Source organism: Metasolibacillus meyeri (assembly GCF_003049505.1).
Classification (GTDB): domain Bacteria; phylum Bacillota; class Bacilli; order Bacillales_A; family Planococcaceae; genus Metasolibacillus; species Metasolibacillus meyeri.
In genome coordinates, this window is sequence record NZ_PYWN01000107.1 from 1 (window position 1) to 16,837 (window position 16,837).

Annotated in this window: 12 protein-coding genes and 1 riboswitch; all 12 genes read left to right on the forward strand. The window is 39.0% G+C overall.

Annotation, left to right across the window (positions count from 1 at the left end):
• Nucleotides 1-126 precede the first annotated feature (126 nt).
• Nucleotides 127-609, forward strand: coding sequence for a chemotaxis protein (locus C9J34_RS15490; RefSeq protein ID WP_107841085.1), 483 nt, complete (start codon nucleotides 127-129; stop codon nucleotides 607-609).
• 31 nt (nucleotides 610-640) lie between these two features.
• Nucleotides 641-1,918: a globin-coupled sensor protein gene (locus C9J34_RS15495; protein WP_193769032.1), complete on the forward strand. Its 1,278-nt coding sequence runs from the start codon at nucleotides 641-643 to the stop codon at nucleotides 1,916-1,918.
• Nucleotides 1,919-2,091: 173 nt separating this feature from the next.
• A complete protein-coding gene (locus tag C9J34_RS15500; protein ID WP_107841087.1) occupies nucleotides 2,092-2,907 on the forward strand; it encodes a YitT family protein in 816 nt (271 codons plus the stop codon).
• A gap of 12 nt (nucleotides 2,908-2,919) precedes the next feature.
• A complete protein-coding gene (locus C9J34_RS15505; protein ID WP_107841088.1) occupies nucleotides 2,920-3,294 on the forward strand; it encodes an MmcQ/YjbR family DNA-binding protein in 375 nt (124 codons plus the stop codon).
• Between the two features lie 127 nt (nucleotides 3,295-3,421).
• Nucleotides 3,422-4,819 (forward strand): protoporphyrinogen oxidase, encoded by a 1,398-nt coding sequence (gene hemG, locus C9J34_RS15510; RefSeq protein WP_107841089.1) that lies wholly within the window; start codon nucleotides 3,422-3,424, stop codon nucleotides 4,817-4,819.
• Between the two features lie 97 nt (nucleotides 4,820-4,916).
• Nucleotides 4,917-5,014, forward strand: a riboswitch (SAM riboswitch).
• Nucleotides 5,015-5,221: 207 nt separating this feature from the next.
• On the forward strand, nucleotides 5,222-7,066 hold the full coding sequence (locus C9J34_RS15515; protein WP_107841090.1) for a bifunctional homocysteine S-methyltransferase/methylenetetrahydrofolate reductase: 1,845 nt from the start codon (nucleotides 5,222-5,224) through the stop codon (nucleotides 7,064-7,066).
• The gene (metH, locus tag C9J34_RS15520) at nucleotides 7,059-10,490 is read left to right on the forward strand and encodes a methionine synthase (protein ID WP_107841091.1); all 3,432 of its coding nucleotides are present in this window, start codon (nucleotides 7,059-7,061) and stop codon (nucleotides 10,488-10,490) included. The genes C9J34_RS15515 and metH overlap by 8 nt, the downstream gene beginning before the upstream one ends.
• Before the next feature lie 277 nt (nucleotides 10,491-10,767).
• Nucleotides 10,768-12,855 (forward strand): methyl-accepting chemotaxis protein, encoded by a 2,088-nt coding sequence (locus C9J34_RS15525; protein ID WP_193769033.1) that lies wholly within the window; start codon nucleotides 10,768-10,770, stop codon nucleotides 12,853-12,855.
• Between the two features lie 154 nt (nucleotides 12,856-13,009).
• Nucleotides 13,010-13,498 (forward strand): GNAT family N-acetyltransferase, encoded by a 489-nt coding sequence (locus tag C9J34_RS15530; RefSeq protein ID WP_107841093.1) that lies wholly within the window; start codon nucleotides 13,010-13,012, stop codon nucleotides 13,496-13,498.
• Nucleotides 13,499-13,731: 233 nt separating this feature from the next.
• Nucleotides 13,732-14,766, forward strand: coding sequence for a Delta(5) desaturase DesA (desA, locus tag C9J34_RS15535; protein ID WP_107841094.1), 1,035 nt, complete (start codon nucleotides 13,732-13,734; stop codon nucleotides 14,764-14,766).
• Nucleotides 14,767-14,930: 164 nt separating this feature from the next.
• On the forward strand, nucleotides 14,931-16,064 hold the full coding sequence (locus C9J34_RS15540; RefSeq protein WP_193769034.1) for an ATP-binding protein: 1,134 nt from the start codon (nucleotides 14,931-14,933) through the stop codon (nucleotides 16,062-16,064).
• Entirely contained in the window at nucleotides 16,061-16,666 is a 606-nt protein-coding gene (locus tag C9J34_RS15545) for a response regulator transcription factor (protein WP_107841096.1), read from the forward strand. Before C9J34_RS15540 ends, C9J34_RS15545 begins: the two co-directional genes overlap by 4 nt.
• Nucleotides 16,667-16,837 lie beyond the last annotated feature (171 nt).

The window sequence follows — 16,837 nt, forward strand, 5'->3', positions numbered from 1 at the left end:
AGAAAAGTCAGATTTATTTTTCGTATTGAATTATTTTAATGCGACGCTAGTGAAGATGTTTAAAAAAGTATTTAAATGTGTAATAAATAAGTAGAAATCAATTATAGATGACGTGGAAGTGATAAGATGAGCGAACAAATTTCATTACAAAAAAGTGGAGAACATCAAGAAGTACGTGATTTACAAAGAATTTTACTAGAGCAACAAGATGATATTACGGAAATATGTACAGTAATAGAACAATTAAGAATGCCTGAGCAGAATATTTATAGCAAGGATAAACAACAAAATGTCGCTATACTTGCGCGAATGCAAGAAAGGCAGCAGCAACGTTTTCAGCATCTAGATCAACTTATTTTTACGAATAGACGCCAGCTTAAAAAGGGGAAAATAACAGATAATAGTGTAGTTACATATAGCAAAGAAGTGCGAAAGCTAGAGGCGGGTGTTCGCACTTTACGTTTATTTTGTGAAGATGTAGTGAAAATGACAGCGGTGGACTATACGGAGCCGAATCGAGCAGGGGAGAGAATTTATTATTTTGATAAGCGTTCAAAAACATTGCAAGTAGAAATTCATGCATTAAGAGAGGAAATCGATAAAAAATAATAATTTTATAGAAGTAGGTGTTGCTATGTTCTTGAGAAAAAAAGAAAAGGAAGAACGTATTCATCTCGACCAATTTTCTGTTGAAATGCGCATAGATTCCAAAATCGCTAAGCAAATTGGCATGCTACAAATGACCAAGCGTGATTTGCAGTTTTTAAGAGCATTTCAGCCGTATGTAGAGCAAAATATTGATGCAATTGTAGGACATTTTTACGGTGCGATTGGTATGGAGCAAAGCTTAACAAAAATTATTAATGAAAATAGTTCTGTAGAACGATTAAAACAAACATTGAAAAAACATATTGGAGAAATGTTTAGCGGTCAAATTGATGAGCAGTTTTTTTTAACACGTCAACGAATTGCTCAAGTACATGTGCATATCGGCTTACCAACGAAATACTATATTGGTGCATTTCAAAATTTATTTATAAGTTTGATGGATATAGTAGAGCAACAAATTGAGCATCCTGAAGATAAATTTGCTACTTTACGGGCGATTTCAAAAATATTGAATTTTGAACAGCAAATTGTGTTGGAGGCATTCGAAAATGTCGTACAACAAGCACAGTTGAAAAATGAGGAACAAAAACAATACGTAAGCCAACAAATTATTGAAACAACAGAAAGTTTGGTTGCTATTTCTGAGCATACTTCATCTACTGTTAATCAGCTACATCAGCAATCTGAGGGGGTTGTTCATTATGCTGAAGAAGCATTACAAATTTCTAGTGATGCGAAAGGGCGAGCAAGTGAAGGCAATCATCAAATTAAACAATCTTTACAGCAAATGGAGCGGATTATTCAATCTGTCGAAGAAATTGCGCTTGATATTAATGAGCTAGTGACAATTTCAAAAGAAATGGAAGGTATCATAGCAATTGTCACAAATATAGCAGACCAAACGAATTTGCTATCTTTAAATGCGGCGATAGAGGCAGCGCGTGCAGGTGAAGCAGGCAAAGGGTTTAGCGTTGTAGCAGGCGAAGTGCGAAATTTGTCAGAGCAGACGAAGCAATCTACTAAAAACGTAGCCGCTTTATTGCAAAGCTCTAATATCCAAACAGGAAAATTATTATCTTCCATGGAGCGCATACAGAAAGCAGTAGCGTTAGGTGAGCAAAGCCTATCAGCAACTGCGCAAAAATTTACGCAAATTTTATCAGCAATGGAAGAGCAGCAGCAAAAAAATAGTTTAGTGGGACAAGAAGTGCATACGATTGGTCAAGTAATTGATAATTTAGGATCGGCATTTAACGAAGTGTCACACTCGGTCGATTCATTAGCTGCGGTTGCAAAGGATTTAGTCTAGAATGTATGAGACATCATTAAATTGTGTTCTCGGTTCTTGAAAATAATAGATAGCTGTCTGGAAATTGGTACGTTAGCCTAATTTCTAGACAGCTATTTAATTTTTCCTAGTATTTCACGTATACTGAATTTAAGGGAATTTGAAATTTTGTAAACATGATAGGGGAATTGTATATGAAAAATATTGTGATGATTGTTGGGGCATCTGTGCTTGTTGCTTTCGCTTATAATTTTCTACTTATTCCGCATGAAATTTTGAGTGGTGGTTTGAGTGGTATCGCTATTTTACTCGGTATTGTCACCCCCATTAATACGGGAATTTTGAACTTGCTTCTAAACTTACCGCTCCTAATTTTAGGGGTGATGAAATTAGGCAAACGATTTATAAGCTATACAATTTTATCGGTTGTTGTACTATCTGTTAGTCTGTATATTATCCCAGTACACAAAGCAACACAAGATCCGATTTTGGCATCTTTGTTCGGAGGTGTGCTAGTTGGACTTGGCGTTGGACTTATTTTCAGAGCATCTGGTTCATCTGGTGGTTTTGACATTGTTGCTATGCTATTAAGCCGTAAACGTGATTTTCCGCTAGGCATGCTAATTTCTGTCATGAATGGTGGGGTTGTTGCCATTTCAGGCTTTGTCTTTAGCTGGGATGCTGCATTATTAACGCTTGTATCGATTTATGCGACAGGCAAGGTTGTCGATACTGTTCATACAAGCCACCTTAAGCTGACATTAATGATTATTACGAGCAAGGGCGAGGAAATGAAGGAGCAGCTTTTAGCTAATTTATATCGCGGTGTGACGATTATGGATGCACAAGGCGCATATTCAGGTGAGGGGCGCAAAGTGCTAATGACCGTTATTACACGCTATCAGCTTGCAGAAGTGCGCCATATTATTGAAAAGGCTGATAAAACAGCTTTTGTAAATATACTGCAAACAACGGAAGTAATCGGAATGTTTGATCGGAGTGCAAAATAAGGGGGAATTTTAATGAAAAAGCAAGCAATACATGACTATTGTTTACAGCTACATGGAACAACACATGATTATCAACAAGATTGGCAGGCAGATCGCTATCATATAGGCGGGAAAATGTATGCAATGATGGGAACAGATGCGGGAGCAAGACCAGTATTAACATTGAAATGTGAACCAGCTAGGGCAGAGGAGCTTCGACAAACATATGAAAGTATAGTGCCAGGCTACTATATGAATAAAACGCACTGGAATTCTATTTACCTTGATGAGGATGAGGTGTCAATGAATTTGATAGAAAGCTTAATCAAGCATGCTTATGAGCTTATTTTTAATAAGCTGACGAAAAAGGCACAGCAGGAAATAACATCTATAGAGCAATCAAATTAAGACTACATCTTTATTCAATTTGCCAAAATAACCGTAGCTATTTTGTCACAGAACGAGCCGTAAATATGAAGAAAAAACATATATACTAGTAAATAAGGAAATCGATGTTTAGCAAGGGGAGACAACAATGAAAACAATCGTAGTTATTGGTGGCGGCATTACAGGACTTTCTACAATGCATTATATAGAGCGACAACTGCAAGAGCAAAATGCCGCTGCAAAGCTCATCCTAATAGAAGGTCATCATGAGCTAGGTGGGAAAATTCGTTCTCAGCAAATCGGTGAATTTATTATGGAAACAGGCGCAGATTCGATGGTAGCACGCCACCCAGGAGTGTTGGATTTAGTGCGTGAAGTGCAATTTGAGCATGAACTTGTTTATAATGCAACAGGGATTTCTTATATTCATACAAATAATGAGCTACATGCTATTCCAACAGGCTCTACATTTGGGATTCCGATGAATGAAGAGTCGCTAATGGCAAGCACTTTATTGACGGATGAAGAAAAGCAACGTGTTTTACAAGACGCCACAATCCCGAATGATCGTTTTACAAAGGAAAGCTCCATCGGTGAGTTTTTGCAATATTTTTTAGGTGAGGGAATTGTTCGCAAGCAAATTGCACCAGTGTTAGCAGGCGTTTATTCAGGCGATTTATATGAATTATCGGTTGCTTCAACACTTCCTTATTTAGTGGATTATAAAAATAATTACGGTAGCATTATGGCAGGGTTTAAAGCGCATCGTGAGCAATTTGAAAAGGCGGCTGACAAAAAATTCATTTCATTTCGTCAAGGAATGTCAGACTTTATACATCATATAGAGAAAAGTTTAACACAAGTAGAATTTAAAAAAGGTGTGGAAGTATCAGCTATTGTGCAAGAAAATGGGCGATATACCCTTACTTTAAGCGATGGACAGGTGATTGATGCCGATATAGCTGTGCTTGCTGTGCCGAATGAAACGGTGAAGCAATTGTTAGTGAATGAGGAGCTAACACAGCAGTTCGAGCAATTTACAAATGGCTCAGCTATAACGTTATATGTTGGATTTAATGTGCCGGACTCCGTGTTACCAGCAGATGGCACAGGCTTTATCGTTTCACATAATAGCGATTTGTTGTGCAATGCTTCTACTTGGACGAGTCGTAAATGGGCGCATACTTCAAACAACGGCAACTTATTAGTGCGTTTATTTTATAAAGATAGCAATCCACGCTATGAGGAGCTTGCCGCAATGTCAGATGAGCAGCTAACAGAGATAGCGTTAGAAGATGTTAGACTAAGCTTAAATATTGAGGATAAGCCGACCGTTGTGAATATTACAAAATGGATGAATAAAATGCCACGCTACGATTTAGCACACCGTGATGCGTTAATAGCAGTAGAACAAAAAATGGCGGAGCATTATCCAAACATACTCTTAGCTGGCTGCTCGTATTATGGTGTAGGAATTGGGGCATGCATTCAAAATGGGCGTGATACAGCAACCAGAATTATGGCTAAAATAAGCAACAATCTTTAGAGAAATAGTAGGATATTTTAATGATTCATAAAAAACACTTCTCAAATTGAGTACACTACTCTATAATGAACAATAAGAATTTAATATGCATTCAATTTTCTTATCAAGAGAAGCAGAGGGACTGGCCCGATGAAGCTTCAGCAACCAACAATTGTCAGGTGCTAAATCCAGCAGGTGTATGCCGAAAGATGAGAAGGAACGATACGAACAAGTAGAGCCTTCTTTATTCATATAAAGAAGGCTTTTTAGTTTTATTCAGCAAGTGTCCAAACGCTGCTGAGAAAGAGAGGCTCAGTTGGTAACGGCTGAGTGATCAACATTGTATTGGTCTAAAGCCTTAGGTGGAAATCACAGATTTTAGTCGAGGCAGAATTGATTATTAAGCGAGAGCGAGGACGAAAGATGGGACTACGTGAAGCATTACAAACGAGAGTATTAACGGCAGATGGCGCGATTGGAACACTGCTTTATTCATATGGATTGGATTATTGCCATGAAGAAATGAATGTGACAAGACCTGAAATTGTCGAGAAAATTCATAGTGAATATCTTGCGGCTGGTGCCGATGTGATTCAAACGAATACATATGGGGCAAATGCGATTAAATTAGCTCGTTATGGTTATGAGAATCGCGTACAGGAATTCAATACAGCTGCGGTGAAGCATGCGAAGGCGGCTGTTGGTACTGGTGAGCAATTTGTTCTAGGAACAATTGGTGGTGTGCTAGGAATTCGTAAAAGCGATGTGACATTGGAGGAAATTTTAGCGGCGATTCGCGAACAGGCAGAAAGCTTATTAGCAGGTGGTGTAGATGGAATACTACTTGAAACATATTATGATTTTGAGGAGTTGGCAGCGACTGTTCAAATGCTACGACAACTAACTGATAAGGTGATTGTGGCACAAGTATCGATGCATGAGCCAGGCATTTTGCAAAATGGCATGAGCTTAAATGAAGCATTAATAGAGCTTGATGCGCTTGGAGCAGATGTTGTTGGCATGAACTGCCGTTTAGGCCCATACCATTCGATTCAAGCGATGGAAACAGTAGGGTTACCAAAGCATGCTTTCCTTTCAGCTTATCCCAATGCTTCATTATTAGATGTAGAGGATGGGCGTGTTGTCTATGAGTCAGAAGCGGATTACTTTGCACGTGCAGCTGTAGAGCTTGTTGGTCAAGGTGTACGCTTAATTGGCGGTTGCTGTGGCACAACGCCAAAGCATATCGAGGCAGTGAAAAAGCGTTTAGTAGGCGTAGCACCACTTACTAAAAAAGAAATAAAGCCAGTCAGTATAGAGTTTGTACGTGTACCTGAGCCCCCTGTTGAAGAGCCTTTGCACAGTAAAGCAAAGCGTCAGCGCTCTGTTATTGTAGAGTTAGACACGCCGCGTCATCTAGAAATTGATGCTTTCGTCAAAGGAGCAAAAGAGCTATACGAAGCAGGGGCAGATGTCATTATGATGGCTGATAACTCGCTTGCATCACCACGTATTAGCAATATTGCGATGTCCTCCATTTTAAAATTGCAGCATGGAGTTCGTGCATTGCCACATTTAACATGTCGTGACCGCAATTTAATCGGTTTACAATCGCATTTAATGGGCTTAGATGCCTTGGATTTAAACGATATTTTAGTTGTAACAGGTGACCCGACAAAAGTAGGGGACTTCCCAGGAGCGACAAGTGTTTATGATGTATCATCAATGGAGCTTATTTCGTTAATTAAAAAATTAAACGAAGGCATTTCCTTCTCAGGTAAATCATTGCGCAAGCAGGCAAACTTCTCTGTTGCTGCTGCCTTTAATCCGAATGTCCGTGTGCTAGATCGCGCTGTTAGCCGTTTAGAGAAAAAAATTGAGCATGGGGCAGATTATTTTATTTCGCAACCTGTTTATACGAAGGAAAAAATAGTTGAAATATATGAGGCGACAAAGCATTTAGAAACGCCAATTTACATTGGTATTATGCCATTAACAAGTTTTAAGAGCGCAGAGTTTTTACATCATGAAGTGCCGGGAATTAAATTATCTGATGATGCACTAGCCCGTATGGAGGCGTGCGGTGATGATAAGGGCAAGGCGACTGCTGAAGGTGTTGCGATTGCGCAAGAACTACTTGATACAGCATGTAAATATTTCAATGGTATCTATTTAATTACACCATTTTTACGCTATGACATGACACTACAATTAATGGATTATGTGAAGCAATTCGATAGACAAAAAGGAGCCAAAGCGAATGTTTAACCATCCAATTGAGGAACAATTAGCAAAGCGCATCTTAATTATTGATGGCGCAATGGGAACGATGCTACAAAATGAAAATTTAACATATGATGATTTTGGTGGTGAGGAGCTAGATGGCTGTAACGAAAACCTCGTATTAACGCGTCCAGACGTTTTGCATAAAATACACCGTGCCTACTTAGAAGCAGGCGCAGATATTATTTGTACAAATACATTTGGTGGTACGCCGCTTGTATTAAATGAATATGATTTAGGGCATAAGGCAATTGAAATTAATAAGCGTGCTGTAGAAATTGCCAAGGAAGAGACCGAGAAGATTTCAACACCTGAATGGCCGCGCTTCGTAGCAGGTGCCATTGGACCAACGACGAAAACATTATCAGTAACGGGTGGTATTACCTTCGATGAACTAGAGGAAAATTTCTACGTTCAAGCACATGCGCTGGTTGAGGCAGGATCAGATTTAATTTTACTTGAAACGAGTCAAGATATGCTAAACGTAAAAGCAGCAACGATTGGCATTAAGCGTGCGTTTACAGAGCTAGGAAAAGAGCTACCCATTATGATTTCAGGAACGATTGAACCGATGGGCACAACGCTAGCAGGGCAGTCAATTGAAGCATTCTATATTTCGATTGAGCATGTGAGACCGTTATCCATTGGTTTAAACTGTGCGACAGGTCCAGAATTTATGACGGACCATATTCGCTCATTATCAGAGCTAAGCACAAGCTATGTGAGCTGTTATCCAAACGCAGGTTTACCTGATGAAAATGGTTGCTACCATGAAACACCAGAATCTTTATCAAAAAAGCTGCAAGGTTTTGCAGAAAAAGGCTGGTTAAATATTGTCGGTGGCTGCTGTGGGACGACGCCAGCACATATTGCGGCAATTCGTGAAGCTGTAGATGGACATACACCACGTCAGCCGCAGCAAATAAGCGGTGGGCATACGGTATCAGGCATTGAGCCACTGCAATATGATGAATCAATGCGCCCACTATTTATCGGGGAGCGTACGAACGTAATCGGTTCACGTAAATTCAAAAATTTAATTATTGATGGCAAGTTCGAGGAAGCGGCAGAAATTGCACGTGCACAAGTGAAAAGCGGTGCGCACGTTATCGATATTTGTTTAGCGAACCCAGACCGCGATGAAGTAGCGGATATGAACAACTTTATGCAGGAAGTTGTGAAAAAGGTAAAAGTACCACTTGTCATTGACTCAACAGACGAGGCAGTAATGGAAGAGGCACTGAAATTTTCACAAGGCAAGGCGATCATTAACTCGATTAACTTAGAGGATGGCGAGGAACGTTTTGATGCGGTAGTACCACTTGTCAAAAAATATGGTGCTTCACTTGTTGTCGGTACAATTGATGAGCAAGGGATGGCGGTTACGCGCGAACGTAAACTGGAAGTAGCAGAGCGCTCTTATAAGTTACTGACAGAAAAGTGGGGTATTGCACCAGAGGATATTATTTTTGACCCATTAATGTTCCCGGTTGGTACAGGGGACGAGCAATATATTGGTGCGGCGGAGGAAACGATTGAAGGAATTCGTCTGATTAAAGAATCATTACCGGGCGTTTTAACTGTGCTTGGTGTAAGTAACGTATCGTTCGGATTGCCACCAGTTGGACGTGAAGTGCTAAATGCGGTGTATTTATACCACTGTACACAGGCTGGTCTTGACTATGCCATTGTTAACACGGAGAAGCTAGAGCGTTACGCTTCGATTCCAGAAGCGGAAATTAAGTTGGCAAACGATTTAATTTTTAACACAAATGATGAAACCTTGGCGGTCTTTACTGATTTTTACCGCGATAAGAAAAAGGAAAAAACCGAGGCAGATATTCCAAAAACGGTGGAAGGTCGACTGGCGTACTATATTTTAGAGGGGACGAAGGAAGGCTTAGTGAATGATTTAAATGCCGCGATGGAAATGTTCGAGACACCGCTTGATATCATCAATGGCCCTTTAATGGCTGGCATGGCTGAAGTAGGTCGTCTATTTAATGATAACCAATTAATTGTAGCAGAAGTATTGCAATCAGCGGGGGTAATGAAAGCGGCTGTTGCACATTTAGAGCAATTTATGGAGAAGAACGATGAGTCCGCAAATAAAGGGAAATTAGTATTAGCGACAGTAAAAGGCGATGTGCACGATATCGGGAAAAACCTTGTCGATATTATTTTAAGCAATAATGGTTTTAAAGTAGTAGATCTTGGCATTAAAGTGACACCAACTGAGTTAATTGAAGCGATTCGCAAAGAGCAACCAGATTTTGTCGGTTTATCGGGCTTACTTGTAAAATCAGCACAGCAAATGGTGTTAACTGCACAAGACTTCAAAGAAGCGGGTATTGATGTACCGATTTTAGTCGGTGGTGCGGCATTATCACGTCGCTTCACAGAAACAAAAATTGCTGCGGAATATGATGGACCTGTTATTTATTCGAAGGACGCGATGCAAGGCTTAGAATTCGCCAATCGTTTAATGAATAAAAACGAGCGAGAAGGGCTTTTAGAGGAGCTGCGCGATGCGCGTGAAAAACGCTTAGAGGCAGATGAAAAGCGCGCAGCAAAACCGAAAGCGGAGCCGCTAGTAAGACCTGCTCGCACGGTAGAGGATGCATCTGTATTTGTACCAAAAGATTTAACGCGCCGCATTAAGCGTAATTATTCTGTTGCGCATTTACAGCCATATGTGAATTTGCGTACATTAATTGGGCATCATCTTGGCTTAAAGGGCAATGTCGATAAGTTTTTAGAGGAAGGCGATAGCCGCGCAGTGGAGTTACATGAGCTTGTAACAGGCTATTTACAAAGCGATACATTCCAACCGTCAGGCATGTACCAATTCTTCCCTGCCCAAGCAGAGGGGGATGATGTCATTGTGTATAGCCCAGACGATGCGAAGACGGAGATTGAACGCTTCACATTCCCACGTCAGCAAGTAGAACCATATTTATGCTTAGCAGACTTCTTGAAAACAGTGGATAGCGGTGAAATGGACTATATTGCATTAATGGTTGTAACAGCTGGTCATGGGGTCAGTGACAAAGCACGTGTGTTGAAGGAGCAAGGCCGTTTCTTAGAAAGCCATGCGCTGCAAGCAACAGCGCTAGAATTAGCAGAAGGTTTTGCAGAGCGTATTCACCAAGAAATTCGCGATCAATGGGGCTTCCCAGATGCAACAGATTTCACAATGCGTGACCGCTTTGCAGCAAAATACCAAGGACAACGCTTCAGTTTCGGCTATCCAGCATGTCCAAATTTAGAGGACCAAGAAAAGCTATTCGGTTTATTAAAGCCAGAGGAAATTGGCGTACAGTTAACAGATGGCTTTATGATGGAACCGGAGGCAAGTGTATCTGCGATTGTTTTTGCACATCCAGGTGCAAGATACTTTAATGTATAAATTATGAAGGCATAGCGAGAAATGCGAACATCTTAATAAATAATAGGAGAATACCCGAACGATAATGGAGTTTTTTAGTGAAATACCATTGAATCGTTCGGGTTTTGTATTAGCTTTAAATCTTAATGTATATTGTTTTGATGTTAATATTTATAGTATTATTAATTAAATGGTTAGGCCTGTATATTTTATAATAGAAAAAAGGAAAATTAAGGTTTTTGTAGCTCTAGTGTATATTCATTACGCAAAGAACTGGCGAAAATTAGGGGGGGAAAATATGATTAAATCATTAAAACATTATTTTTTCACAATGCTTTTATTACTATCAGTTATACCTTTTATAATACTTGCACTCGTTAATTTTTTTATTTTTTCTTCAGAAATTGAAGAGCTTGTTGAATCGAATAATGAAACATCTGCAATAATGATGGCAGATAATATTAGTGCCTATTTGCGAGAACTGTATAAAATAACAGAATCATTGTCGCAAAATTCAGAAATACGCAGTATGGAAGGCGCACGACAAAATATAGTACTAAAAGAAGTGATTGAGAATAATCCCCAGTTTGACTTGTTATACATTCAAGATATGACAGGGATGCAGACTGGTCGTTCTAGTGGAGATTTAGGGTTTAGAGGCGACCGTTGGTATTATAGTCAAATGATGAGCGAAAGAGCGCCGTTTGTTAGTGCTTCTTATTATTCTATTAATGGCAATGTTCCTGTAGTATCTTTCTATTTCCCGATTATGCGTGGCGCTGAAATGGTTGGCTTTATTGGCGCAGATGTGAAACTGTCGCAAATGCAAGAAACGATAGCAAAATTCAGCTCGCAAAGCGAGAATGTCTATGCCTATTTAATTGATAATGAAGGAAAAGTTGTTGCACATCCTGACATGGCATATGTAGAAGAGATTTATAATTTTATAACGAAAACAAAGCAAGTAATTGAAACGGATACAACCGGTAAACCAGTCTATGATGATAAAAATAATCTTGTAATGATAGAACAAGCAATCGAGGTGCCTACAAAGCTGAGCGAAATTGTCTCAACATCACTTGCAGGAGTTAGCGGTACACAGGTATATGAAGATGAAGCAGGTGCAAAGGTTGTGAGCGGTTACTCAGCTGTGTCGATTCCAAATAGTGAGCAGCATTGGGCGATTATTACAGTGCAAGATGAGAAACAAGCTATGGCAGCAGCTACTGTGCTAAGAAATATTAATATTATAGCCTCTATTGTTTTATTAATTATTGTAGTTGGCTTTATTTCTTATTTAGTGCGGAAGCTAATTATACCAATTACGGATGTGTCTCAACGTATCGCAGATATTCGCTATGGTGATGGAGATTTGACACAGCGTATTGAAACAAAAGCCTCCTATGAAATTAATGATTTAATCGGGCATATGAATGGGTTTTTAGATAACATTCAGGAAATTATTGCGAAAACAAAAACGTCCACGACAGAAGTATCACAATCTGCGCAGGCGTTAGAGGTACAAACAGAGCATATTGTGACAGCGGCTGATGAGGTAACGCGTAGCATTCGAGATAACTCAAATACAGCACAAAAAATTCAGCAGGATTTACATGAGACAAGTACAACAGTGAATGGCATGGGGGAAGCGATTGAAACGATTTCAACTAGCGCTACTGAAATTGCTAATATCTCGACTGAAACAGTAGAAATTTCAAAAAATGCAAGTACAACATTTACACAAGTAGATCAGCAAATGGCACAAATCGAAAAACGTGTACATAGTTTAGGAGAAGTGATGCAGCAATTAAATATGGAATCCAACGAAATTGCACAATTCGTTAATGTTATTCGCAAAATTGCAGAGCAAACAAATTTATTAGCACTGAATGCATCGATTGAAACAGCGCGTGCAGGCGAGTTTGGTAAGGGCTTTGCCGTTGTTGCTGCTGAAGTGCGGAAGTTATCTGTGGAAGTATCAAAATCGGTAAGCCAAATTGAAGAACGAGTGCGACATATGCAGACTGTTTCAAATGAAGCGATTCGTTATATGGAAGAAGGGAAAGAATCGGTTATGCTTGGCGTTCAGCTCGTTAAAGAAGGGGATAGTACATTTAAGCAAATTGGCGCCATTACCGTACATTCACATGCAGAGGTGCAACAAATCGTAGCGATGATTGAACAGTTGCGTCAAGATTCTATATCAAGCTTGCAAGCAATTGAACAAGTCGTTGTTTATGTAGATGATTTTACACAATCACTTCATACGATTAGTGCTGTATCTGATGAGACACAGGCGTCAACAATTGAAATTGGTCATTCGAGCAATGTTTTAAATGAGGTAAGTAAGCAATTACAGGATACAGTAGAACAGTTTAAAGTGTAGTGACAAATGTTGATAGGCAATCAAATAAAGACTAGAAGGAAGTACAACAGGTTTGTATCTCCTTCTAGTCTTTATATCTACATGGATAGTAAGATACTGTTCATACGTTCTAGTATTTGATAAAGTGAAAATGTAATAAAGGGAGGAACCACTGATGATTCGTAGAGCGGTAAAAGAAGATGTTGCGGGAATACTTGAGATTTTTAATGATGCTATTTTAACAAGTACGGCTGTTTATTTATACAAGCCGCAAACTTTAGAGCAACGCATAGCTTGGTTTGAGACGAAACAAGCAGCAAACGAACCGATTTTTGTTTATGAGGAAGAGGGGCAAGTGGCGGGCTATGCCACATATGGACCGTATCGCGCATATCCAGGCTATGCCTATACGGTAGAGCATTCTGTTTATGTACATAAAGCCCATCATCGTAAAGGAATTGCGACAAAGTTGATGCATATATTGATTGAGGAAGCAAAGGAGCAAGGTTTAAAAACGATGATTGCATGTATTGATGCAGAAAATGCGGCAAGCATCATATCACATGAGAAGCTAGGTTTTATTTTTTGTGGCACTATTCGTAATGCAGGCTATAAATTTGAGCGTTGGTTAGACGTGTCATTTTATCAACTCGATTTATCTTAAATTCGCTTTAAAGCTAGTATTTTTTAAAATGAAATAATAATGAAAAAATTGATAAAAATATAAGTAGCTGTCTGAAAAGTGTTGCGTAAGCACGCTTTACAGACAGCTGTTTCCAATTTAGTACCTAGTCATATGACACTTGTCATAAAAAAGTTGTGATATTTAAGTCTATTTGTCATTCGTTCAATTGTTTAAGATAAAGTTAATAAATTGAACGAAGGTAGGGGTTTCACATGGCACACACAGATGCTGAAAAAACAAAACAGCTACGCAAAGATGTAGCACCCTTTGCAAAGTCGGAAATGAGTAAGAGTGTGCAACAGCTTTTTAATACACTTGCACCAATGATCGTATTATGGGCACTTGCGTTTTATGTAATGCAATATTCGCCTTGGTTAAGCGTTCTATGTAGCGTATTTGCAGCAGGCTTCCTTATACGCACATTTATTATTTTCCATGATTGCACGCATGGCTCGTTTTTCAAAAATAAAAAAGCAAATGATATTGTTGGTTTTATTACAGGCACATTGACATCTTTCCCATATGAAAAATGGAAAAGAGAGCATTCAATCCACCATGCTACAAGCTCGAACTTAGATAAGCGTGGTATTGGTGATATCGATATGTTAACTGTAGATGAGTATATTGAAAAATCAAAGCTAGGTCGTATTGGTTACCGTTTATACCGTAATCCGATTGTCATGTTTGGCTTAGGACCGCTTTATATGGTATTAGTATTAAATCGTTTTAACCGTAGCGATGCTAGAAAGAAAGAGCGTATCAATACGCATTTAACAACACTTACATTAATTGCAATTTGTGCAATTTTAATTTATGCATTTGGCTGGCAGGCCTTTTTACTTGTTTATGGCGTGACGTTATTTATCGCTGGTTCTTTAGGCATTTGGTTATTTTATATCCAACATACGTACGAAGATTCATATTTTGAGTATGAGGAAGACTGGGATTATGTAAAAGCAGCAGTAGAAGGTAGCTCATATTATAAGCTGCCAAAAATTCTACAATGGATTACAGGTAACATTGGCTTCCACCATGTGCATCATTTATCACCACGTATCCCGAACTATCACTTAGAAGCAGCACACGAAAATGTAAAGCCGTTACAACATGCAACAACAATTACGTTAAAAACTAGTTTTGAATCAATTCGATTTAAACTATATGATCCAGATAGCAAGAAATTTGTAACATTTAAAGAAGCGAATGCATTAATTGCACTGCGCAATAAAAAACCTATACAAGCATAACAACTAAGAAGCTGTTCAGAAAGGCGATACTTTCTGAGCAGCTTTACGTTTATGTAGGTTTTGGAAGCTTTTTTCAACTAGATGGAAGATTATTTTGCTATAATACATATTCAAGGAAGTATATAAGATATGAAAGTACATATTTTGATAGAGAGGAGGTTCTTATGCAAAGTTGGTATAGCATTATTCCGAAAAGCCCATGGTTAAGTATTTACATATGGATTATCTTTTGCATTATGCCGTTTTTCTTTATCGTTAGATCTTTTTCGATTTGGCATATACTGCTAGGCACTTGCTTCATATTATTATATTTCGTGTTTCATCGCTTCTCGTTTAAATCTAGAAATGGGTTAGTATATATGTGGCTTAGCTTTCAAATGGTGCTCAATGTTGTGATGACGTTAGTATTTGGCTATGTTTATTTGTCGCTTTTCACAGCATTTTTTATTGGTAATATTAGGAGACCTGTAGGGTTTTACATTATGTATGGTCTTCATATTGGCTTTACAGTGCTGTCCATTGTAGCAGGCTATTTCATTTATTTAGAGATGTTTTTAGCACAAACGCCATTTATTATTTTAGCGGTTATTGGCGTCGTGCTTTTACCATTTACACTTTATACGCGCAATAAGCAGGAAAACTTAGAGGGCGAGCTCGAAACAGCGCGTGAGCGTATTTCAGAGCTTATTATTCATGAGGAGCGTCAACGTATTGCACGTGATTTGCATGATACGCTTGGACAAAAGCTATCGATGATTGGTTTAAAAAGTGATTTAGCGATGCGTCTTGTAGAGAAAAATCCAGAGCAGGCAAAGACGGAAATTAAAGATATTCGCCATACAGCATCCATTGCGTTAAAAGAGGTGCGTGAGCTTGTTGCAGATATGCGAGCTGTCCGAATTGAAGAGGAATTATATCGCATTGAGCAGATTTTAAAGGCTGCAGAAATTGAGTTTGTTCTTCACAATGAAGGGCTGGAGTTACAAATGCCTGTATTGTCTGAAAATGTTGTTAGCATGGCGATGAAAGAGGCCGTGACAAACGTTGTGAAGCATAGTCAGGCATCTCGTTGTGATATTACAATTGCGCAAACGGGCAATGAAGTAATTGTTGTTGTAAAGGATAACGGAATTGGTATACCTAATCGTGTCACGGATGGTGGTAGTGGATTAAAAGGAATGCAAGAACGATTGGAATTTATTAATGGTACAGCGGAGCTAACAAATGATAATGGAGCGTTACTAACAATTCGAGTACCGCTTACAATAACGCATCAAAAAGGGAGTGAATCGAAATGATACGAATTGTCATTGCTGAAGATCAAGGAATGTTACTAGGTGCGATGAAATCCTTGCTTAGCTTAGAGGAAGATATGGAAGTAGTAGGTCTTGCAAAAAACGGTGAAGAAGCAATTAAGCTTGTGACTGAACTACAGCCTGATATTTGTATTATGGATATTGAAATGCCTGTCAAAACAGGGCTTGATGCAGCAGAATTGCTACGCGAGCACGAATGTAAAATTATTATTTTAACGACATTCGCTCGTCCTGGCTATTTTGAGCGTGCACGTAAAGCAGGCGTGCGCGGCTATTTATTAAAGGACAGCCCGATTGAAGAACTTGTACATGCGATTCGTACAATTATGGATGGTCGCAAAATTTATGCGCCAGAGCTCGTCGATTTTGTGTATGAAGATGACAGCGAAAACCCGTTAACAGATCGCGAAAGCCAAGTGTTAGAGCTAGTAGCAGAAGGAAAGACGACAAAGGAAATTGCAGCGGAGCTTTATTTATCAGCTGGTACAGTACGCAACTATATTTCTACGATTTTAGATAAGCTAGGTGTCGGCAATCGCATTGAAGCAATAGCCCGATTTAAGGAAAAAGGTTGGAATAAATAACAGAATAATCTTCTTCTCAATCGAAATAGATAGAGCAAATAAATGGTTTGCTCTATCTATTTTTTGTGGTTTTCCTCTTTAAAATAGCTTGAATTGGGAGAACGTAGAATAAACTTCGAAAAACGTGGAATAAACCTCTGAAAACGTAGAATAAACTTTGAAAAACGTGGA